Origin of the sequence: Clostridium sp. AF27-2AA, from assembly GCF_003478505.1 — a bacterium.
Taxonomy (GTDB): domain Bacteria; phylum Bacillota; class Clostridia; order Lachnospirales; family Lachnospiraceae; genus Brotaphodocola.
On the sequence record NZ_QUFI01000003.1, the window covers coordinates 96,560 to 119,620 of the forward strand.

A 23,061-nucleotide genomic window follows, 5' to 3' on the forward strand; every position below is an offset into this window, starting at 1 on the left:
AATTTCCAGCTTTTACCAGTAGCATTCTGGCTGTGTTTTTTATTACCGCAGAATAGCCAGGAAAGCAGAAGCAGGCCGGGGTGGTATCCTGCGTAGCATAAATATAAGTGCAACGTGTCCGGCTTCGGACCTTTCGTGACTATTCTTAAATTGTTATTTTACTCTTGCCCATCCCAACAGTATGTGCACAGGCATTCTTTTGGAAGTCCGATGGATTTTACCAGATCGTCCAGGCGGTGGAACTTGAGGGTGGTGAAGTTTAAGCGTTTGCGGATTTCTTCGACCATTTCCTGGTAATTCTGGCTGTCCGGGTTGGCGTAGTCGGCGAGAATCTCTTCGGATACGTTGTCTCCTTCGCGGTCGCGGATGATGCGGCGGGTGATTAAGTCCAGCTCGGAGTTGGAACGGGAGAAGTTTAAGTAATTGCAGCCGAAGAGCAATGGCGGGCAGGCCGGGCGGATGTGTACTTCTTTGGCTCCGCTCTGGTAGAGAAATTCGGTGGTTTCGCCCAGCTGGGTTCCGCGGACGATGGAATCGTCGATCAGGAGCAGGCTCTTGTCTTTGATGAGGGCCCCCACCGGGATCAGCTTCATCTTCGCGATCAGGTTTCTCTGACTCTGATTCTGTGGCATGAAAGAGCGCGGCCAGGTCGGAGTATATTTAATGAAGGGTCTCGCGAACGGAATGCCGGATTCGTTGGCGTAGCCGATGGCATGGGCAATGCCGGAGTCCGGAACACCGGCTACGATATCTGGATGGATTGTGTCGGTTCCTGTGCTGGCAGCGTTTTGCTCAGCAGAAATGGCAGTCTCAGGAGTCTGGCTGCCGGATACGGCCGCATTTGCATGTCCCGGGCAGTGGCTGCACCCATGACAGCCCAGATCCCGGTCTGCCAGAATCTGTCCGCAGCGGTAGCGCATTTCTTCTACATTGATTCCTTCATAGCTGGAAGTCGGGTAGCCGTAGTATACCCATAAGAAGGAACAAATCTTCATTTCTTTTCTCGGTGCGGAAAGCTGGGTTACGCCGTCGGCGGTCACCCGCACAATTTCACCAGGACCTAATTCGTAGCAGTCGTGATAACCGAGATTGATGTAAGCAAAACTCTCAAAGGAAACACAGCAGGCATCGTCCTTCTGCCCCACAGTCAGCGGAGTGCGGCCATAGCGGTCTCTGGAAGCGTAGATGCCTTCCGGCGTCAGCAGGAGAATGGTCATGGAACCCTGAATCATTTCCTGAGCGTATAAAAGGCCATCTGTCAGAGTCTGTTTCTGGTTGATGATGGCAGCAGTCAGTTCGGTGGCGTTGATGCGGCCACCGCTCATTTCCATGAAATGGATGTGCCCATTATTGAAGGCGTGTTGGATCAGTTCCTCTTCATTGTTAATCTTACCAACGGTGACAATGGCGTAGCTTCCCAGATGTGAGTGAATCAGGAGCGGCTGCGGTTCGTTATCGGAAATGGAGCCGATACCAGCATTTCCTGCAAGTTCTTCCACATCCCGTTCAAATTTTGTCCGGAACGGGGAATTCTCTATATTATGAATACTTCTCTGAAATCCATGTTCTCCATAGACAGCCATGCCGCCGCGGCGGGTTCCAAGATGGGAATGATAGTCTGTACCGAAAAACAGATCCATCACACAGTCGTGTTTTGATACTACTCCGAAAAAGCCTCCCATAATTGCTAAACTCCTTCCAATCTGTATGTAATAGTATAGAAAACGCAAAATCCAGAATCAGTGTATCATATATCACTATATTTATACAACTGGCATTATATATAAAAAATACTAATATATATTGAGGAAATTTATTTGACGGTCCCAGATCAGAGATTTACAATAAAGGAAAAGCACAAAACAAAATCAAGATATTGATTGACAATTCAGATGCTTTCTCCTATAATTAAAACCACGTTAACGAATTAGCACTTTACCACAAGAAAGCATTGGAGACGGAATTATGAACATGAACAACCAGTTACTGCATACCCCGGAGGGTGTGCGTGATATTTATGCGGAGGAATGTGCCAGAAAGCTTGCTGTAGAGCAGAAGATTCAGCATGTGTTCAGCCTTTACGGATATCAGAGCATTGAGACTCCGGTATTTGAGTTTTTTGATATTTTCAAGAAAGAGCGAGGAAGCGTGGGAAGCCAGGGCATGTACAAGTTTTTTGACCGGGATAACAATACGCTGGTTCTGCGGCCGGATATGACGCCGCCCATTGCCCGCTGTGTGGCAAAGTATTATATGGATGAAACCAAACCCTTACGTCTCTGCTATCTTGGACCAACCTTCATTAACGGTACCAGCTATCAGGGGCGCTTAAAGGAGTCCACCCAGACCGGTGCCGAGCTCATTGGAGATGATACCGCGGATGCTGACGCAGAGATGATTGCCATGGTCATTGACGCGTTAAAGGAAACGGGCCTGAAAGAGTTTCAGGTTGAGCTGGGGCAGGTGGAGTTTTACCGTGGCCTTGTGGAAGAGTCCGGTATGAATGAAGAAACCCAGGAGCAGCTGCGAATCCTGATTGAAAATAAGAATTATTTCGGTGTGGAAGAACTTTTGTCAGAGCAGACCATGGGCGAAGATTTGAAAAAACTGTTTTTGAAGCTTCCTGAGCTGTTCGGAGACATTGATCAGATCCGCCTGGCAAAGTCCATGACTACCAATGAGCGGGCTCTGGGCGCAATTCACCGCCTGGAAGAGGTACAGGAGATTTTAGATAGCTATGGACTTGGTGATTATGTTTCTTATGATCTTGGCATGCTGAGCAAATATTCCTATTACACCGGCATTATTTTCAAGGCCTACACCTATGGAACTGGTGAGTACATTGTAGCAGGCGGACGCTATGACAAACTGCTGGAGCAGTTTGGAAAGAAAGCAGCCGCGGTCGGCTTTGCCATTATGGCAGACCAGCTTCTTCTGGCTCTTTCCAGACAGAAGATACGTATTGATGTAAAAATGAACGACACCATCATCCTGTATGATCCGGCAGCGAGAGACAGGGCTATCCGCCTGGTATGCCAGTTCCGCAATGCAGGAATCCCGGCGCAGCTGACGCCGAGGGCCGAATCGGAGAGCATGGATGCTTACCTGGATTACGCGAGACGCTTCCAGCTGCACCGGCTGATCAGTCTTCCGGAAGATGGCAGCATTGCTGTTGTTTATGATACAGAGACGGGCGTTTCTGTCCGTCAGGCATATACCGAAACGGTTCGGGATTATATTCACTAAGGAGGTCGGCCATTATGAGATATCTTACATTTGCGCTGGCCAAGGGACGGCTGGCAAATAAATCCCTGGATCTGTTTGAGAAGATTGGGATTACCTGCGAGGAAATGAAAGACAAAGACACCAGAAAACTCATCTTTACCAATGAGGAGCTTGGTTACCGCTTCTTTCTGGCGAAGGCCAATGATGTGCCAACTTACGTGGAATATGGTGCAGCTGATATTGGCATCGTGGGAAAAGATACGATTCTGGAGGAAGGAAGAAAGCTTTATGAGGTGCTGGATCTGAAACTTGGCAAGTGCCGCATGTGCGTGTGCGGACCGGAATCAGCAAAAGAACTCTTACAGCATCATGAACTGATCCGTGTTGCTACCAAGTATCCGTCCATTGCGAAGGATTACTTCTACAATAAGAAACATCAGACCGTGGAGATCATCAAGCTGAACGGCTCCATCGAGCTGGCTCCCATCGTAGGACTTTCCGAGGTGATTGTAGATATTGTGGAGACCGGTTCCACGCTGCGGGAAAACGGCCTGACAGTTCTGGAAGAGGTCTGTGCGCTTTCCGCCCGTATGGTGGTCAACCAGGTCAGCATGAAGATGGAGCATGAGCGTATTACCAAGATCATACAGCAGTTAAAAAATCTGATTCAGGAGGCATAAAGAACCATGAGAATCATCAAATTAAATGAACAGAGCAGAGCAAATATCCTTGCGGATTTATTAAAACGGGATCCGAATAACTACAGCGCCTATGAAGGCACTGTTCAGGAAATTGTGGACGATGTCCGCGCAAGAGGGGATGAAGCCCTTTTTGAGTATACGAAAAAATTTGACGGTGCAGAACTGTCTGCAGACAATATTCGCGTGACGCAGGCTGAGATTCAGGAAGCACTCTCCCAGGTGGATCCGAATCTTCTGGCAGTCATGAAAAAATCCATGAAAAATATCCGCGAGTACCATGAGAAACAGAAACAATACAGCTGGTTCGACAGCAAGCCAAACGGCACCATCCTGGGCCAGAAGGTGACCGCGCTCTCAAGCGTCGGCGTTTATGTGCCGGGAGGCAAGGCAGCTTACCCGTCCTCCGTGCTGATGAATATTATCCCGGCTGAGGTAGCCGGAGTGGAGAAGATTGTCATGGTGACACCACCTGGAAAGGATGGCAGGGTAAATCCGGTAACCCTGATCGCGGCACATCTGGCAGGCGCTACGGAGGTTTACAAAGTGGGCGGTGCCCAGGCCATTGCGGCACTGGCATTTGGCACAAAATCGATCCCGAGAGTCAACAAGATCGTAGGACCGGGCAATATTTTTGTAGCTCTGGCCAAAAAAGCGGTTTATGGTCATGTCAGCATCGACAGCATTGCCGGACCGAGCGAGATTTTAGTGCTGGCAGATGAGAATGCAAATCCGCGTTATGTGGCAGCCGATCTGCTATCCCAGGCTGAGCATGATGAACTGGCTTCCGCAATTTTAGTTACTACCAGCATGGAATTGGCCGAGAAGGTATCCGCAGAGGCAGACGCATTCGTGCAGAACCTTTCCAGAAAGGCAATCCTGGAGAAATCCCTGGAAAATTATGGTTACATTCTGGTGGCAGATTCCATGGAGGATGCCATTGAGACGGCCAATGCCATTGCTTCCGAACATCTTGAAATCGTGACAAAGAATCCGTTTGAAGTCATGACCAAGATTCAGAATGCCGGAGCCATCTTCATGGGTGAATACAGTTCTGAACCGCTTGGTGACTATTTCGCAGGTCCGAACCATGTGCTTCCGACCAACGGAACCGCAAAGTTCTTCTCTCCGCTGGGTGTAGATGATTTCATCAAGAAATCCAGCATCATCTACTATTCCAGAGAGGCGCTGGAGGCAGTGCACACGGACATTGAGAGCTTCGCGGAGGCAGAGCATCTGACAGCACATGCAAACTCCATCCGTGTCCGCTTTGAATAATCAGGCGGCGAACGGCACATGACAGCATGAAGAAGAACACAATGACAGGAGGAATGCAGGATGGCACGCTGCGCAACGATTGAACGAAATACAAAAGAAACAAAAATCCGCCTGACTCTGGAACTGGACGGAACCGGAAAGGCTGATATCCATACTGGCATTGGCTTTTTTGACCATATGTTAAACGGCTTTGCGCGACATGGTTTGTTTGACTTAAAGCTCTATGTGGATGGAGATCTGGAGGTCGATACCCATCACACCATTGAGGACGTCGGCATTGTACTGGGAAAGGCCATCAAGGAGGCGGTTGGAGATAAGAAGGGCATTGTCCGTTACGGCACCATGATTCTTCCCATGGATGAGGCTCTGCTCTTGTGCTCTCTGGATCTTTGCGGACGTCCGTATCTGGTATATGATTTAAATCTGGACCGGGAAAAAGTCGGGGATCTGGAGACTGAGATGATCCGGGAGTTTTTCTACGCGGTATCCTACGGCGCGGAGATGAACCTTCATGTAAAGCAGTTAAGCGGCATCAACAATCATCATATTATCGAGGGCGCTTTTAAGGCTTTTGCCAAGGCATTGGACAATGCCACCCGCTTCGATGCCCGCATCACCGATGTACTGTCCACCAAGGGCGTACTGTAAAGCAGGAGCCACTGAAACGTGTGCAGTACGTGCCGCATGAAAACCGTTATGAAAACAGGATAAAAGGAGAACAATCGCAATGCAGTTATATCCGGCAATCGACATGAAGGGCGGTAAATGTGTCCGCCTGACACAGGGATTATTTGACAACGTAAAAGTTTATTCCGATACTCCGGCTGACATGGCAAAGCTCTGGGTCAGCCAGGGGGCGTCGTTCCTCCATATCGTGGACCTGGACGGTGCGCTGGCCGGGCATTCCGTGAATGAGGATGCCATCCGTGCCATTGTATCCAGCGTTTCCGTACCCATTGAGCTGGGCGGCGGCATTCGCAGCGCAGAGGCTGTAAAGAATATGCTGGATCTCGGCATTACCCGCTGTATCATCGGCACCCGGGCAGTAGAACGTCCGGAATTTATGAAAGAACTGGTGGAGACGTTCGGACCAGACCGTATTGTAGCTGGTGTGGACGCTAAAAACGGTATGGTGGCCGTGGAGGGCTGGGAGAAGGTCAGCAGTCTTTCCGCACTGGATCTCTGCCAGCAGATGAAGAAATTTGGTGTGAAACATATTGTATATACGGACATTTCCAAGGATGGTACCTTAACCGGGCCGAATGTGGAGTACACAAAGCTTCTGACGGAAAAGACCGGTCTGGATGTGATCGCCTCCGGCGGAGTTTCCTGCATGGATGATCTTACCCGCCTGCATGAGAGCGGCATCAGGGGAGCCATCATCGGAAAAGCATTGTATGAGAAAAAAATCAGCCTGCCGGATGCGGTAGCGCGGTTTGAACAGGGAGAATGATTATGGCAGAATGGAAACGGTTACTGGCGCAGCTTTGCTGCGATGGAAAACAGGAAGAGGAGATTCTTTCCTATGCGTCAGCCTGCGGCAATGACGGAGCGGATGGCCTGGTATTTGTGGACGGCTCCAGGACCGATGAGGAGCATGAATATAATATCGGCCTGATCCGGAAAATGGCAAGAGCCATTGACATTCCGATCTTCGCGGGCGGCCGGGTAAAACGCCTGGAGGACGTGAAAAAATACCTTTACGCGGGTGCAAAGGGTGTCTTTCTGGATGCTTCCGCTGAGGAAAATGTGGACATGATCAAAGAGGCCGCAGACCGGTTTGGAAGCGAGAAAATCTTTATCCTCCTGCATGACGCGGCGCAGACAAAACGGATTCCGGAATACGCCCAGCTTGGGGCTTCTATGGCTTTTCTTGAAGAAGAAGTGCTTCCGGAGGCAGCAGAAATGATCCGGACCATGGATGAGCAGATGCATTACTATATCATGAGTACGTCCTGTGATGCCGGAAAACTTGCCGGAGAACTGAAAGCAGAGCCTGCGGCTGGTGTGGTTTTTGTAAATGAGAAGCCGGATCATGGCATTTATATGGAGTTTAAACAGGAGCTTGGCGCGCTTGGCCTTCCTGTGGATATTTTAAAGAGCAGCATTTCCTGGAGAGATTTTAAGACAAACGCGGACGGACTTGTTCCGGTGATCATTCAGGATTATAAGACCTCTGAAGTTCTGATGCTGGCTTATATGAACGAGCAGGCATTTGCGGATACCTTGCGTACCGGAAAGATGCATTATTACAGCCGCAGCCGCAAGAGCCAGTGGTTAAAGGGAGAAACCTCCGGACATTTCCAGTATGTCAAGTCCCTGCAGCTGGACTGTGACAATGACACCATTCTTGCAAAGGTGCATCAGATCGGGGCAGCCTGCCATACTGGTTCCCGCAGCTGTTTCTTTCAGACTCTGGCTGAAAAAGAGACGAAAGAGACCAATCCGTTAAAGGTATTTGAAGATGTCTTTGCAGTCATTCAGGACCGTAAAATTCACCCGAAGGAAGGTTCCTACACCAACTATCTGTTCGATAAGGGCATTGACAAGATCTTAAAGAAGGTGGGCGAGGAAGCTACTGAGATCGTCATTGCGGCCAAGAACCCAGATCCAGAAGAAATCAAATACGAGATCTCCGATTTTCTGTATCATGTCATGGTCCTGATGGCAGAGCGTGGCGTAACCTGGGAGGATATTACCGAGGAACTGGCGAATCGTTAGTGTATAGACAAATACACAATATTTGCACATAAAAATTGAAACAAAAATGAGAAAAATATGTCAGATTTTCAATGTTATTGAGAGTCTGACATATTTTTTTATCTCAAATATACAAAAACAGGCATATTTTTAACGTAGCGAAATAACATTTTTAATAAAATGTACTTGCGCAAATGAACTTGCTGTGTTACACTAACAGACAAGTGTAAGCCGCAAACGTACAAACAAGAAGCGGTTCTGCACCCGGTGCGCATGGGGGAACAGATATTAGCAGCGCAGCCGGAAACAGGACAGCACAGGCTGTTAAAAAGAAGGAGGAGAAATATGAAAAAGAGAAGAATTATGGCACTGATTACCGCAGCAGCCATGGCAATGGGACTGGCCGGATGCGGCGGCGGAAGCGCAGCAACCGCAACAACTGCAGCACCGGCGGAAACTGAGAAAACCACAGAGGCCGCTGTGACCGAGGCAGCAGAAGCTGCAAAATCCGAGGGCTCTGACAACTGGAAGGTAGCCATCTTAACCGGTACCGTATCCCAGGGTGAGGAGGAGTTCCGTGCGGCAGAGCGTGCGCTGGAGACCTACGGACCGGAGCACATTGTGACCGCAACTTATCCGGACAACTTCATGTCTGAGATGGAGACCACTGTATCCCAGATCGTATCCTTCGCATCTGATCCGGATGTAAAAGCCATCGTGATGTGTCAGGCAGTTCCTGGCGCAAAGGCAGGTTTTGACAAGGTTCGTGAGATGGGCCGTGACGACATTCTTCTGATTGCGGGTACTCCGCAGGAGGATCCGGCAGTTATCTCCGCGGCATCTGATCTCGTACTGTACGCAGATGAGGCTGCACAGGGCGATACCATCATGGAGAAATGCGCAGAGTGGGGCATCGATGTATTCGTACATTATTCTTTCCCGCGTCACATGGCTATGGAGCTGATCGTGGCGCGTCATGAGCTTCTTAAGAAGAACGCAGAAGCACTTGGCATCGAGATGGTAGACGTTACCGCTCCGGACCCGACCGCAGAGGCAGGTCTTTCCGCTTCCCAGCAGTTCATTCTGGAAGATGTTCCGCAGCAGCTGAAGAAATACGAAGGCAAGAAAGTAGCATTCTTTACCACCAACTGTGGTATGCAGCCGTCTCTTCAGACCGCATGCCTGGATGAGCCGAACGCTTACTATCCGCAGCCGTGCTGCCCGAGCCCGTATCACGCATTCCCGGCTACCCTGGGTTTGGAGCTTGCCATCGGCGGCGATGACACTGAGGCACTGGAGCAGATCGCAGCAAAGCTGAAAGAGCATGACGCAGTAGACCGATTCTCCACCTGGGCATCCCCGGTAGCTATGACCATCATTGAGGTTGGCGTAGATTACGCAAAGGGCTACATTACCGGTGAGATCGCAGACCGGAACGATGCAGAAACTCTGAAGGAGATGTTCAACTCCAAGGTTGAAGGTGCCAAAATCAATAACTACAAGAACGCGGATGGCGAGGAATTTGATAACTATTACACAATCCTCCTTGCTCCGGTTGATTTTAACGACTACTTAAAGTAAAAGACTGAAATCTGCAGACAGGCACACCCTATTGATTTCGGGTGTGCCTGTTTCTATCTTAGAGAAAGGGGCTTTTCATGAACACAGACTATGTTCTTGAGATGAAAAACATTAGTAAGCAGTACGGGGAAAACGCGGTACTTCAGGGCGTTTCCCTTTCTGTGAAAAAAGGTGAGATCCATGCGCTCCTTGGAGAGAACGGTGCGGGTAAATCGACGCTGATGAACGTACTGTTCGGCATGCCGGTCATCCACAACACTGGCGGATTTGAGGGAAGCGTATATTTAAATGGAGAGGAGACGCGCATTCTTTCCCCCCATGATGCCATGGAAAAGGGCATCGGCATGGTGCATCAGGAGTTCATGCTGCTCCCGGGCTTTACCATCACGGAGAATATCAAGCTGAACCGTGAGATCTGCCGTCCCAACCCGGTCAGCCGTGTGCTGGGCAAAAATCTGGAAAGTCTGGATATGAAAGCTATGCAGACAGACGCGCGCACTGCGCTGGACCATGTGGGTATGTCCATCGACGAAAATACTCTGGTACAGGGACTTCCGGTTGGCTATATGCAGTTTGTGGAGATTGCAAGAGAAATTGATAAGACCGGCGTAAAGCTTCTGGTATTTGATGAGCCGACCGCCGTTTTAACGGAGAGTGAGGCAGCACAGCTTATTTCCGTTATGAAAAAAATCGCGGAGAGCGGCATTGCCATTATCTTCATTACCCATCGTCTGGATGAGGTTATGGCTGCTTCCAACAACATTACCATTCTGCGTGACGGAAAGCTGGTGGCAACCCGCGAGACAAAGAACACCAGTATCCGTGAGATCGCGGAGCTGATGGTGGGCCGCAAGGGCGAGTCTATGGCTGAGGTAGAGCCGCGTCCGGTACCGCAGGGCAAGGTTGCCATGAGCATCAGGGACCTGTATGTCAATATGCCGGGCGAGCGTGTGAACGGTCTGTCCCTGGATGTCATTGAGGGTGAGATCCTGGGTATCGGTGGACTGGCCGGTCAGGGAAAACTTGGCATTTCTAACGGCATTATGGGCCTTTATGAGGCAGAGGGTGAGGTTACCCTGTTTGGAGAAAAACTGAATATCATGGATACCCGGGAAGTGCTGAAGGCCGGAGTGGCTATGGTATCCGAGGACCGGAAGGGCGTCGGCCTGCTTCTGGACCGCTCCATTGAGGACAACATCGTTTTCAATTCCATGCAGGTCAAGAATGAATACCTGAAGAAGATCGGCCCCTTTACCCTGGTAGACAGCAAGAAGGTCCGTCAGACTGCGGAGGAGTATATTAAGAGCCTGGATATCCGGTGCTTTGGACCAACCCAGCATTCCGGTACCTTATCCGGTGGTAATCAGCAGAAGGTCTGCATCGCGAAAGCGCTTTGCACCTCTCCGAAATTTCTCTTTGTATCCGAGCCGACCCGAGGTATCGATATCGGCGCGAAAAAGCTGGTACTGGAAACCCTGGTGCGCTTAAACAGGGAGCTTGGCATGACGGTTGTTATCATTTCTTCTGAGCTTCAGGAGCTTAAGAGCGTGTCAGACCGTATTGCCATTGTGTCAGAAGGAAAGCTGGTTGATGTTCTGTCACCGCAGGCATCGGATGCTGACTACGGTCTGGCCATGTCCGGCATCCGGCCGTCTGAACATCTGGAAAAGGAGGGAACGAACGCATGACGAAACAGAAGATTCAGAAAATGATTGCGGTTCTCTGCATCGCGGCGGCTGCCGTCTGTCTGGTACTTGGCCTGCTCAACGTACCAAAGCAGAATGGGGCAGCGGGCCAGGAAATTCTGCAGCAGCTCCGCATCCAGACACTTTTAAGCGCCACCGGAGACAGTGTGGTGGAGAGTTACGTGGCCATTGCCAAGCAGGAGGCGCAGAAGCAGGCCAAGGAAGCCGGCGGCGGCATGGCAGCCATCCGTGAGGCGGTAGAGAAAGCTGAGGCTGAAACCCGCGCGAAGTACGAGGGCGGCGCAGCGGCAGATACCCTGTCCGTGGATACGGCAGACCTTTCCGCAGCTGTTGCCGTTTACACCGATGCCGTTAAAGCATACGCAGAAGTTGAGACTGCAGCCCGCAGTGCTTATGAGGAAGCGCACTATGCAGAGGCGGAAGCGGCTCTGGAACAGAAACATGAGGAAATGCTGGCAGCCGGAGAGGAAGTTCCGGAGGATGACGAAGTCATTGTGGATATGTCCGGTTTTGAGCCAACAGAAGAAATGCTGGCAAAGCAGGAAGAAGCAAAGGCAACCTATGCGAAGGTAGGAGCGGAGTTAAAGAAAATTTACCCGGTCCTGACCGATGAGGCACTGGAAACCCTCGAAGAGACAGTAGAGGGAATCCTTTACCAGTCCGGTGACAGCTTCTCCACCCAGTATGACCGTTATGTGGAGCAGTGCAGCGCAAAAGAAACCACTGCGCAGCGTCTGATCCGCCATGCGGATGACATGATCTACCTGGCATGCGCCCTGATAGTCGTAGCGCTTTTGTTATTATTCCATCAGGTTCTGGTGGCAAAGCTTGGTATCCCGAGAGTCATCATTGGCGTGTTCTTTATTCTGCTGTGCTTTATGACTCTGTGGTATGACCTGTCCTTATCCACTCTGTTAAGCAACACCGTAGTCCGTATGGGCATGAACGCCATCATGGTTCTGGCTATGGTGCCGGGCATCCAGTGCGGTATCAGCTTGAACCTGGGCCTTCCGATCGGCCTGGTAGCCGGTCTGATTGGCGGACTGTTAACGATTGAGCTTGGAATCCCAGGCTGGGGCGGATTATTCTTTGCCATTGTGGCAGGCTCTGTGCTTGCGGCAGTCTGCGGATACTTATACGCTCTGATGTTAAACCGGCTGAAGGGTTCCGAAATGTCCGTTACTACATACGTTGGATTTTCCATCGTCTCCCTGATGTGTATCGCATGGCTTGTGCTTCCGTTCCAGTCTCTGAAGCTGCGCTGGCCGCTGGGAACCGGACTTCGTAATACCATTGGTCTGGATTCCACGAATTTCCGTCACATCTTAAATGATTTCCTGGCATTCCAGATCGGTGAGTTCACCATCCCGACCGGCCTGCTGCTCTTCATGGCAGTCTGCTGCGCGCTGGTATGGCTGTTCTCCAGAAGCAAGACCGGACAGGCGATGCAGGCTGTGGGCAACAACCCGCGCTTTGCGGAATCTGTCGGCATCAACGTAGACCGCATGCGTATTGTAGGAACTGTGCTTTCCACCGTGCTGGGCGCTGTGGGAATTCTGGTATACTCCCAGAGCTACGGTTTCATGCAGCTTTACACCGCACCGCGCCAGATGGGATTTATCGCCGCATCCGCAATCCTGATCGGCGGCGCATCCACTACCCGTTGTAAGATCAGTCATGTTCTGATCGGTACGTTCTTATTCCAGGGCGTTCTGACACTGGGTATGCCGGTAGCCAATGTACTGGTTCCGGGCTCCACCATTTCAGAGACCCTTCGTATCCTGATTTCCAACGGAATCATTTTATATGCGCTTACAAAGTCAGGAGGTGAGTCTCGTGCGTAATAAATGGGATTTTCGTGAAATTCTGCAGAAAAATGCAGTTACCGTGATGTTCGTCGTACTGTGTCTCATCGGCCTGGTTTGCTCCGGACAGACGGTTTCTTATGTAATGTATGAGCTCTTTGGCCGTTTGAGCCGAAACTCCTTCATTGTCCTGGCCCTGATCATTCCGATCATTGCCGGAATGGGAATCAACTTTGCCATCACCATTGGTGCTATGGCAGCCCAGATTGCGGCACTGTGGGTCATTGAGTGGGGCATCAGCGGCCTTGCCGGATTCCTCACAGCCATGGTCATCACCATGCCGATCGCGGCTTTCTTCGGTTTCCTGATCGGTAAACTGATGAACAAGATGAAAGGACAGGAGATGATCGGCGGACTGATCCTCGGATATTTCGCGAACGGACTGTATCAGTTGTTATTCCTGTTCATTTTCGGAAATCTGATTCCGTTAAAGACACCGGGCCTGGTCATCAAGGGTTCCACCGGTGTGGCAAACACCATTGATCTTTCCACTGAGCGCGGCTTCAAATACGCGCTGGACGGTCTGTGGCGCGTGCCTTTTGGTACTGCGGCGCTGATCCTCTGCGGACTGATTGCCATATGGAGTCTGGTAAAGCTTGCCACAAAGAAGGAAGACAAAAAGAAAGCCCTGACCCGTACCGGCATCTGTGTAGCAGTGGCTGTCATTGCGCAGCTTCCGTTTGTGACTGCGGCATTCTCCATGGTCAGTGTGCCGATGGTCACATTCCTGATCGTGGCACTGTTATGTGTGTTCAACAACGCAATCATGAAGACCCGCATCGGGCAGCAGTTCCGTGCAGTCGGACAGAACCGTACCGTGGCCAACGCGGCCGGTATCAATGTGGATCGTGTCCGCGTGATCGCCATCATCATTTCCACTGTGCTGGCCGGTTGGGGACAGCTCATCTTCGTACAGAATATGGGTTCCTTCCAGACCTACGGTGCTCATGAGCAGGTTGGCCTGTATGCAGGAGCGGCAATCCTGGTAGGCGGAGCTTCTATCAAGAAAGCAACCAACGGACAGGCGCTTCTCGGCTGTATCCTGTTCCACCTCTTATTCATTGTGGCACCGTCCGCAGGTAAAAATCTGTTTGGTGATGCAGCTATCGGTGAGTATTTCCGTGTATTCATTTCCTACGGCGTTATTGCGCTGGCCCTGGTTATGTACGCGTGGGGAGATAACAAAAAGAAAAAAGCAAAATAAAAGAATTACAAGGATTGGGCATGGCATCATTGTCTAAATGATGATATAATGAATATCTGACACTACGATTCAGACAGGAGATATTATCATGGAACAGACAAAAGAAACACATGACCAGTACTATGAAATGGCCCATGCGCCGGTAGGACGCGTGATCTCGAAGCTGGCCGTTCCGACCATCATCAGTATGCTGGTGACTTCCATCTACAACATGGCGGATACTTTTTTTGTAAGTCAGCTCGGGACCAGCGCCTCCGGTGCCGTGGGCATTATTTTTTCTGCCATGGCCATCATTCAGGCATTGTCCTTTATGATCGGCATTGGCTCCGGCAACTACATTGCCAGACTGATCGGTGCCGGAAACCGAGAACTGGCGGAGAAGCTTGCCTCCATCGGTTTTTTTACCGGCTTCGGCATGGGACTTGTCATTACCGTGCTTGGCACGGCCAATATCCATGCGCTGGTTATGATGCTGGGATCTACCGTGACCATCGCGCCTTACGCAGAAGCCTATGCTTCCTACATTTTACTTGCGTCACCGTTCATGATGACATCCTTTATCATGAACAATATCCTGCGTTTCCAGGGGAAAGCCCTTTTTGCCATGGTCGGCATTACCACCGGCGGTATTTTAAACATTGTCCTGGATCCGGTTTTTATTTTCGGCATGGATATGGGAACGGCAGGAGCGGCGCTGGCTACCGGAATCTCGCAGTTTGTCAGCTTCTGCATTTTGCTTGCCATGTGCAACCTTCGCAAGGACTGCATTTCGATTGATATCCGAAAGTTCCGCCCAACGCTCAGACTCTATGGACAAATTCTATACGGCGGCATAGCATCCTTGGGACGTCAGGGCATTGCCAGCGTAGCAACGATCATCATGAATATCATGGCGCAGCCCTACGGTGACGCAGCGATTGCAGCCATGTCCATTGTCAACCGGTTTATGATGTTTGTCGGCTCTGCCATGATCGGTTTTGGACAGGGGTTCCAGCCGGTCTGCAGCTATTGCTTCGGAGCAGGCATGTACAGACGTGTGAAAGAGGCCTGTGTGTTCTGCATTAAGGTCAGTACAGCCGTTCTTTTTGTATTTGCCGTGATCGGCCTGATATTTTCCGGCAATATTGTGGCAGTATTCCGCAAGGATGATATGGACGTGATCCGGATCGGTACACTGGCCCTCCGCCTGCAGCTTTGCACGCTGCCGCTCATGGGTATCACTGTTATGGGCAATATGACACCGCAGTCCATGGGATATGGCACCTGGGCTACAGTGGTCTCCACCGCAAGACAGGGGTGGTTTCTGATCCCACTGCTTCTGATCCTGACACCGGCCATCGGCATTCTTGGTATCCAGATCGCACAGCCGTTAGCTGACATCGGAACCACGATCCTGGCAATCTGGGCTCTACGTTTGATTTTTAAAGATTTGCTGCTGAAAGAAGAAATGACTGAATAGAAGAGGGTGTGTAAAACATCAGATATCTGGATCATCAGGCCAGCGCACTGAACGCGAAAAAATGAAAAGTCATTGTAAAACAGAATTTATAAAACTGTTTTGCAATGGCTTTTTTGCTGTTTTTACATAAATTTTAACTGGATAGAATTTAAACCTCATATTTTACCGTTATACTTCCTCTATACAAAAAGAGAGGGTGATCCAAAATATGAAACCAGATATTACAGAGATCCGAAAAGACAGAGAAATCAATTTACTGATTGAAAAGGGAAATGAGGTTCTTCGGGAGCTTGGCTATACGGAGCATTCGCGGAAACACGCAGCAAAAGCAGCGGAGACCGCTGGTATGATCTTAAAAGAGCTGGGCTACAAAAAGAGAACCATTGAACTGGCAAAAATTGCCGGATATATGCATGATATTGGAAATAGCGTAAACCGTCATGACCATGCGCATAGCGGAGCAATTCTGGCTTATGGAATCTTAAAAGAACGCAATATGGACCTGGAACAGATCCTTACGGTCACTGCTGCCATCGGACATCATGATGAGGGCACCGGAACGGCCATCGACCCGATCTCAGCCGCTTTGATCCTTGCTGATAAAACAGATGTCAGAAGAAACCGGGTACAGAATCCCAACAAAGCCAAATTCGATATCCACGACCGTGTAAATTATGCGGCACTCTCTTCCAGCCTTAAAATTGACCAGGAAAAGCGTCTGATCCAGATGAACCTGGAGCTGGATGATTCCATCTGCAGCCTGATGGATTATTTTGAGATTTTTCTGGAGCGCATGCTCATGTGCAAAAGGGCCGCGGAGTGTCTGAACTGCCGGTTCCGCCTGGTGGCGAATGGAAGTAAGCTTTGCTGATTTTACATGGATTTAACATTCTCTTAACTGCGGTGAGATAGAGAAATCCTCACTGCTGGTATATGCTGAAAAGGATGAGTAAATGAATTTGTCGAGTATGTACAAAGGAGAAGGAAAACATGAATGAAAACGTTAAGATCTTTTTTGGCCTCATCGGTGGTCTTGCCCTGTTTTTATATGGCATGAACAGCATGAGTGACGCACTTCAGAAGGCCGCGGGAGAGGGAATGAAAAAGATACTCAGCTTTCTTACCAGAAATGCAGTAATGGGAGCTCTGGCAGGAGCACTGGTGACTGCAGTTTTACAGAGCAGCTCCGCCACGACCGTCATGGTGATCGGATTTGTCAGTGCAGGTCTGATGAGTCTTCCTCAGGCCATTTCCGTTATTTTCGGTGCCAATATCGGTACGACCATGACGGCCCAGCTGATGGCATTTAAGATCAGCAATTATATTTATCCGATTATTTTTATCGGTTTTCTTCTGAATTTTATCAGCAAAAAAGAAAAAATTAAAAATATCGGTATGGTTATTTTCTCTTTCGGGCTGCTTTTTGAAGGAATTGAAATTATGGGTAGTGTTATGAAACCACTTGCCAGCAGTCCGTTTTTTGTAGACATGATGGGAAAGGTTTCCCATATTCCGGTTCTTGGTATTTTGCTTGGTGCCGGTATGACGCTTGTGGTACAGAGCAGTTCCGCAACGATCGCGGTTTTGCAGAATTTTGCATCTCAGGCCGGTCCGGATGGTGTAACCAGTGTCATTGGACTCACCGGAGCGATTCCGATTCTTCTGGGCGATAACATCGGTACCACGATCACCGCACTTCTTGCTTCAATCGGCCAGTCCAAAAACGCAAAAAGAACTGCACTGGCTCACAGTGTTTTTAACATTACGGGAAGTATAGTATTTTTATTTCTGATTCCGCTACTGGCAGCTTTTGTACGTTTTATTTCTCCAAAAGGGCCGGAGCTGGATGTGATTTCCAGGCAGATCGCAAATGCACATACGACGTTCAATATTGTCTGCACCCTGATATGGCTTCCGTTAATCCCGGTTATGGTAAAGATCGTTACCTGTCTGGTGCGCGGGCAGGATCAGCAGGAGCGCCAGACCTTTGAACCGCAATTCCTGGAAAACCGGGTTCTGACGCAGCCTGCAGCGGCTCTTTATCTGGTTTCTGAGGAGATCCAGCGTGTCTCTGATTTTACCAGGCAGATGATGGATAGCATGAAGCTTGCATTTGTGGGAAAAGAAGCAGTGGCAGCGTATCAGAATTTTAAAGAGATGCATTTTGCGGTGAAGAAGCTTCAGGAACAGATTGGCAGTTATATTGTAAAAATGTTTGCCAGCGGTACCCTGACCGAACAGCAGTCCGAACAGGCCGCAGGTCTGCTTTACATCAACAACAACATTGACCGTATCGCTGACCGCTGCGAGGAAATCGGTACAGTGGCTAAATTTTCCCAGGAGCATGGCGGCGTTTTTTCCGCAGAGGCCCTGCATGAGCTGGAGACAGGGATCGGAACACTGAAAAATCTGTTTGTGACTGCCATGCAGGCTCTGGAAAATGGAGATAAGGATATTGTAGCAAAGGTATCAAAGGATAAAAACAAAATCCGTAAGCTTCAGAAACAGAATAACAAGGCTCATATGGCACGTATCAAGAAAAATACCTGTTCTTCCGATCTGACCATGCAGTATTCTAATATGCTCTACAATATTGACCGTATTGCAGACAACTGTGTCAGCATTTCTGAAGAAGCCATGGATAACATTTCCTTCCAGAAATTGTATCAGAACAATGCTGAACAGGATCAATCTTTACGAAAAAACCTATAGAAACTGGAGCGAAGTAAGATGAAGAAAATCGGAATCCTGACTAGCGGCGGCGACTGCCAGAGCTTAAATGCGGCTATGCGCGGAGTTGCCAAGGCGCTGTATGAAAAAGAAGCCGAGATTGAGATTTATGGAATTTTAGATGGCTATAAGGGCCTGATCTATGGAAACAGAAAAAAGATGAAGCCTTCCGATTTTTCCGGGATCCTGACGATTGGCGGAACCATTCTCGGTACCTCAAGACAACCCTTTAAGCAGATGCAGGTTCCGGATGAGCAGGGACTGGATAAGGTCAAGGCCATGAAGAATCATTACCGTAAATGGAAGCTGGACTGTCTTGTGATCCTTGGCGGAAACGGAACGCATAAAACTGCCAATCTGTTAAAGCAGGAAGGCCTCAACGTGGTTACCCTTCCCAAAACCATCGATAATGATATCTGGGGAACTGACATGACGTTTGGTTTTCACAGTGCCCTGGATATCGCAACACATGCCATTGACTGCATCCATACGACGGCAGCTTCCCACAGCCGGATCTTTATTGTGGAAGTGATGGGGCATAAAACAGGATGGCTTACCCTTCATGCCGGAATTGCCGGAGGAGCCGATGTCATTCTTTTGCCGGAATTGCCCTATGATATCCACAAGGTAGCCGATGCGCTGAAACAGCGCACCGAGAACGGAAAGCATTTTTCCATTCTGGCTGTGGCGGAAGGCGCAATCTCCAAAGAAGATGCCGCCCTGACCAGGAGCGAATACAAAAAGAAAAAACCCAGAAATACTTATCCCTCCATTGCATATGAAATCGCAGATCAGCTGGCAGCTGAAACCGGGCAGGAGGTGCGCATTACCATACCGGGACATACACAGAGAGGTGGAAGTCCCAATGCCTATGACCGGGTTCTGGCATCACGGCTTGGTTCCTTTGCTGCACAGCTGATCCTGGAAGAGCATTATGGATTTATGGTAGCTTTACGGGAGGGTAAGCTGGTTGCACTCCCGCTGGAGGAAGTAAGCGGAAAACTGAAAACGGTACCGCCGGAGCATGAAATGATCGCGCAGGCAAAGGAGATAGGGATTTGCTTTGGAAACTGATCGGAAAAATTTATTGTTACATAGAAAAACACGGGAGGCATTCCGTAACAACAGGAGGCATTAACATGGCTGCAAAAGCAAACACTGTAGAAGATAAACATACCGGCATTTACGTCAACCGCGAATTATCCTGGCTGAAATTCAACGAACGCGTGCTGGAAGAGGCAGAAAATGAGAAGGTTCCGCTTTGTGAACGCATGTCCTTTCTTTCGATATATCAGTCCAATCTGGATGAGTTTTTTATGGTCCGTGTCGGATCCCTGGAAGATATGAAATTACTGCCTGGCGACAACCGGGAAAATAAGACGAATATGACACCGCAGGAACAGATCGATGCCATTTTAAAGCGGGTCAACGTTTTAAACGACAGAAAGGATACGATATACACGCATGTAATGGAGCTGGTGGCCAAAGAAGGCGTGCACCTGGTCTCATTCAGGGATCTGAGCAAGGCAGATGGAAAATATCTGGAAGATTATTTCCGCAGGGAAGTACTTCCGCTGCTTTCTCTCATGATCGTTGGTCGTAAACAGCCGTTTCCGTTTTTAAAAGGACAGGAAATCTATGCATTTGCAATTCTTGGTACCAAAAGCGGAAAAGAAAAGATTGGAATTATTCCGTGCAGCAGTGAGATGATCCCACGGCTGATCCCGGTTCCCGGACTGGAATCTACCTACATGCTGTTGGAAGAGCTGATCCTGCATTTCCTCCCGACTGCCTTTTCCGGTTATAAAGTACTGGAAAAATCAGTGCTGAGAGTTACCAGAAATGCGGATATTGATGTGAACAAGATTTATGATGAGGATCTGAATTACCGGGATCAGATGGCCCAGGTCGTTAAATTAAGAAAAAAGCTGGCGCCGGTACGTCTGGAACTGACAAGAGATATAGCCCCGAAGATGGTGGATACCGTCTGCAATTATCTGGAACTGACCAAGGATCAGGTTTTTTATTCCAAAGCGCCATTGGATCTGTCTTTCCTGTTTGCGCTGGAAGATGTACTCCGTAAAAATCCGGACCTTGTATTTCCGAAACGGCTTCCGCAGTCTACCTCCCAGCTGGATTCCGCAAGCCCGGTCATTCCGCAGATTCTGGATCATGACGTTCTGCTTTCCTATCCATATGAAAGCATCCGGCCATTTTTAAATATGCTGTCAGAAGCAGCCAATGACCCCAAGGTAGTTTCTATCCGAATGACTTTATATCGTCTGGCAAAGAATTCCAAAGTTGTGGAGGCACTGGTAGAAGCAGCTGAAAACGGCAAACAGGTAGATGTTCTGGTGGAATTAAAGGCGCGCTTTGATGAAGCGAACAACATTGAGTGGAGCCGCCGCCTGGAAGATGCGGGCTACCATGTCGTATATGGTATTGATGGTCTGAAGGTTCATTCTAAACTGTGCCTTATAACCAGAAAAGACGGAAGTAATATCCAGTATATCACGCAGGTTGGTACAGGAAATTACAATGAAAAAACATCCCGCATGTACACAGATCTTTCCCTGATTACCGCAAATACGGAAATCGGAGAGGACGCGCTGCGTGTATTTCAGTCCATCCTGATCGGTGACACGGTAGAAAAATCAGAAAAATTACTGGTTGCCCCGAAATGCCTTCAGGAGCCTGTTCTTTCTATGATCGACAAGGAGATTCAGACCGCTTTGGCCGGAAAACCGGCGTACATCGGTATTAAGATCAATTCTCTTACCGATAAACGCATCATTGACAAGCTGGTAGAAGCCTCAAAAGCAGGTGTAAAGATTGAAATGGTCGTAAGAGGAATCTGCTGCCTGAAATCTGGAGTTCCAGGAAAAACGGAAAACATACAGATACGCAGTATTGTAGGACGTTATCTGGAGCATTCCAGAATCTATATATTCGGAACGCCGGAGCGCGACAGCATCTATATTTCCTCTGCAGATTTTATGACAAGGAATACGCTGCGCCGGGTTGAGGTGGCTGTACCGGTATATGACAACGGTTTAAAATGCAGGATCCGTGAAATGTTTTTAACGATGATGAGCGATAATGTTAAGGCCAGGGTACAGCAGCCGGACGGCAGCTACAAAATAGAGCCGGACGGCGATTCCAGCCTGAACGCACAGGAAACCCTCTTTGAAGAAGCTTATGCGGCCGCCCGCTCCTGAGCCGGCACGCATAAGCGAAAAAGGGACAAAACCCTAAGAAAACTGATGAAACAGTGTGATCAGTCTTTCCATGGGTGCAATGGCCTGCTTGCCTTTTAATGTGACAATGGAGTAGCTTGTTTTCATGGCAGGATTGAAAAAACTGTTAAAACAGCTTGAACAGGAATTTTGATGGAACAGGAGCAGATGACTTATGAAGAAACAATTGATTTCGCAGGCCTTAGAATCACATCTTTCAGAGCTGGTTTCCATGTCTGACCAGATTTATGATTTCGCAGAGCCTGGAATGGAAGAGATTCAGTCCAGCAGGCTTTTAACCGAATATCTGAAAGCAAAAGGATTTGAGGTAGAATGTGGAATTGCAGGACTTCCGACAGCCTTCCGGGCTGTATACGAGCAGGGCAGCGGTGGTCCGTCCTTTGGTTTTCTGGAAGAATATGATGCTATAAAAGATATCGGACATGCCTGCGGACACCACATGCAGGGACCGTCGGTGATCGGAGCCGCTCTGGCACTTTGTGATGTATGCGGTGAAGAGCCGTATAAGATCGTCATTTACGGAACGCCTGCAGAGGAGACGATCGGCGGAAAGATCATCATGAAAGAAAAGGGCTGCTTTCAGGACATTGACATTGCGCTGATGATGCATGCGGCACCGAATACCTGTGTGGATGTCCGTTGTATGGCACTGGAATGCTATTACGTGACTTTCCACGGCGTAGAAAGCCATGCTGCCATGAGCCCGCACAAGGGAAAGAGTGCCTTCGATTCCGCACTTCTGTCTTTCCAGGGCATTGAATTTTTGCGGGAACATTTGCTGGAAGATTCCCGTATGCATTACACGATCCTCGATGCCTGCGGACCGTCCAACATTGTTCCGGGAAGGGCGAAGGCTGAATATACGCTGCGCTCTTACAGTACAGACTATCTGGAAAATGTGATTGTTCCCAGATTTCAGGATATTTAAAAGGGTGCCTGTCTTATGACCGGAACTACTTGTGAGATTGAGCGCAGCTATCCGTTCCAGGCCAAAATCCCATGTATGACATTAAACAATCTGATCATGGAAAATGCTGAGGAATTTAAAGCTCCGCAGCTTGCCGGACCAAGAGAAAAAACGGGCTCTACAGACTTTGGAAATGTAATGTATGATGTTCCGGGCTGCTGTATCCGGACCGCTTTTGTCCCGGAGGGAACCGCAGCACATTCCAAGGAATATCTGGAAGCCGGAAAAACAGAGAAAGCACATGAGGCACTTCGGTACGGAGCAGAAATTCTTGCCGGAACCTGTGTGGATATTCTGGAACGGCCTGAACTTCTTTCAGAAATCCAAACGGAATTCCGGGAACGGAAGCAGAAGGAAAAGGACGTATCCTTTTAAAAATAAATGAAAAAAT

At 49.1% G+C, this 23,061-nt stretch carries 18 protein-coding genes; 17 read left to right on the top strand and 1 reads right to left on the bottom strand.

Going from position 1 to position 23,061, the window contains the following annotated elements; genetic code table 11:
• Positions 1–158: 158 nt before the first annotated feature.
• Complete coding sequence (locus DWY84_RS17670) at positions 159–1,682, bottom strand: amidophosphoribosyltransferase (protein WP_243024725.1); 1,524 nt, start codon at positions 1,680–1,682, stop codon at positions 159–161.
• A gap of 283 nt (positions 1,683–1,965) precedes the next feature.
• On the opposite strand from DWY84_RS17670, the gene hisZ reads away from it, so the two are divergent.
• The 17 genes from hisZ (at position 1,966) to DWY84_RS18025 (ending at position 23,045) form a co-directional block, all read left to right on the top strand.
• Positions 1,966–3,246, top strand: coding sequence for an ATP phosphoribosyltransferase regulatory subunit (gene hisZ / locus DWY84_RS03030; RefSeq protein WP_178716683.1), 1,281 nt, complete (start codon positions 1,966–1,968; stop codon positions 3,244–3,246).
• 14 nt (positions 3,247–3,260) lie between these two features.
• Positions 3,261–3,905, top strand: coding sequence for an ATP phosphoribosyltransferase (gene hisG, locus DWY84_RS03035; protein WP_118530733.1), 645 nt, complete (start codon positions 3,261–3,263; stop codon positions 3,903–3,905).
• 6 nt (positions 3,906–3,911) lie between these two features.
• A complete protein-coding gene (gene hisD / locus DWY84_RS03040) occupies positions 3,912–5,201 on the top strand; it encodes a histidinol dehydrogenase (protein ID WP_118530735.1) in 1,290 nt (429 codons plus the stop codon).
• Positions 5,202–5,261: 60 nt separating this feature from the next.
• Positions 5,262–5,849 carry an imidazoleglycerol-phosphate dehydratase HisB gene (gene hisB / locus DWY84_RS03045; RefSeq protein ID WP_118530737.1) on the top strand — a complete coding sequence of 196 codons (588 nt, stop codon included), beginning with the start codon at positions 5,262–5,264 and terminating at the stop codon, positions 5,847–5,849.
• Positions 5,850–5,928: 79 nt separating this feature from the next.
• The gene (hisA, locus tag DWY84_RS03050) at positions 5,929–6,654 is read left to right on the top strand and encodes a 1-(5-phosphoribosyl)-5-[(5-phosphoribosylamino)methylideneamino]imidazole-4-carboxamide isomerase (protein WP_118530739.1); all 726 of its coding nucleotides are present in this window, start codon (positions 5,929–5,931) and stop codon (positions 6,652–6,654) included.
• A gap of 2 nt (positions 6,655–6,656) precedes the next feature.
• Positions 6,657–7,922: a bifunctional phosphoribosyl-AMP cyclohydrolase/phosphoribosyl-ATP diphosphatase HisIE gene (gene hisIE, locus DWY84_RS03055; RefSeq protein ID WP_243024726.1), complete on the top strand. Its 1,266-nt coding sequence runs from the start codon at positions 6,657–6,659 to the stop codon at positions 7,920–7,922.
• Between the two features lie 324 nt (positions 7,923–8,246).
• On the top strand, positions 8,247–9,482 hold the full coding sequence (locus DWY84_RS03060; protein ID WP_118530743.1) for a DUF3798 domain-containing protein: 1,236 nt from the start codon (positions 8,247–8,249) through the stop codon (positions 9,480–9,482).
• 77 nt (positions 9,483–9,559) lie between these two features.
• On the top strand, positions 9,560–11,170 hold the full coding sequence (locus tag DWY84_RS03065) for a sugar ABC transporter ATP-binding protein (protein ID WP_118530753.1): 1,611 nt from the start codon (positions 9,560–9,562) through the stop codon (positions 11,168–11,170).
• Positions 11,167–13,032 (top strand): ABC transporter permease, encoded by a 1,866-nt coding sequence (locus tag DWY84_RS17675; RefSeq protein WP_243024727.1) that lies wholly within the window; start codon positions 11,167–11,169, stop codon positions 13,030–13,032. Before DWY84_RS03065 ends, DWY84_RS17675 begins: the two co-directional genes overlap by 4 nt.
• Positions 13,025–14,257, top strand: a complete 1,233-nt coding sequence (locus tag DWY84_RS03075; RefSeq protein WP_243024728.1) for an ABC transporter permease — start codon at positions 13,025–13,027, stop codon at positions 14,255–14,257. The genes DWY84_RS17675 and DWY84_RS03075 overlap by 8 nt, the downstream gene beginning before the upstream one ends.
• 88 nt (positions 14,258–14,345) lie before the next feature.
• Positions 14,346–15,716, top strand: a complete 1,371-nt coding sequence (locus DWY84_RS03080) for an MATE family efflux transporter (protein ID WP_118530757.1) — start codon at positions 14,346–14,348, stop codon at positions 15,714–15,716.
• Between the two features lie 208 nt (positions 15,717–15,924).
• The gene (locus DWY84_RS03085; protein WP_118530759.1) at positions 15,925–16,587 is read left to right on the top strand and encodes an HD domain-containing protein; all 663 of its coding nucleotides are present in this window, start codon (positions 15,925–15,927) and stop codon (positions 16,585–16,587) included.
• A gap of 119 nt (positions 16,588–16,706) precedes the next feature.
• Positions 16,707–18,428, top strand: coding sequence for a Na/Pi cotransporter family protein (locus DWY84_RS03090; RefSeq protein WP_118530761.1), 1,722 nt, complete (start codon positions 16,707–16,709; stop codon positions 18,426–18,428).
• Between the two features lie 18 nt (positions 18,429–18,446).
• Positions 18,447–19,520, top strand: a complete 1,074-nt coding sequence (locus DWY84_RS03095) for an ATP-dependent 6-phosphofructokinase (RefSeq protein ID WP_118530763.1) — start codon at positions 18,447–18,449, stop codon at positions 19,518–19,520.
• A 65-nt stretch (positions 19,521–19,585) separates the two neighbouring features.
• Positions 19,586–21,664 carry a polyphosphate kinase 1 gene (gene ppk1 / locus DWY84_RS03100; RefSeq protein WP_118530765.1) on the top strand — a complete coding sequence of 693 codons (2,079 nt, stop codon included), beginning with the start codon at positions 19,586–19,588 and terminating at the stop codon, positions 21,662–21,664.
• Positions 21,665–21,857: 193 nt separating this feature from the next.
• Positions 21,858–22,631, top strand: a complete 774-nt coding sequence (locus DWY84_RS03105) for a peptidase dimerization domain-containing protein (RefSeq protein WP_347560749.1) — start codon at positions 21,858–21,860, stop codon at positions 22,629–22,631.
• 15 nt (positions 22,632–22,646) lie between these two features.
• Positions 22,647–23,045: a hypothetical protein gene (locus tag DWY84_RS18025; protein ID WP_347560750.1), complete on the top strand. Its 399-nt coding sequence runs from the start codon at positions 22,647–22,649 to the stop codon at positions 23,043–23,045.
• The last annotated feature ends 16 nt before the right edge of the window (positions 23,046–23,061 follow it).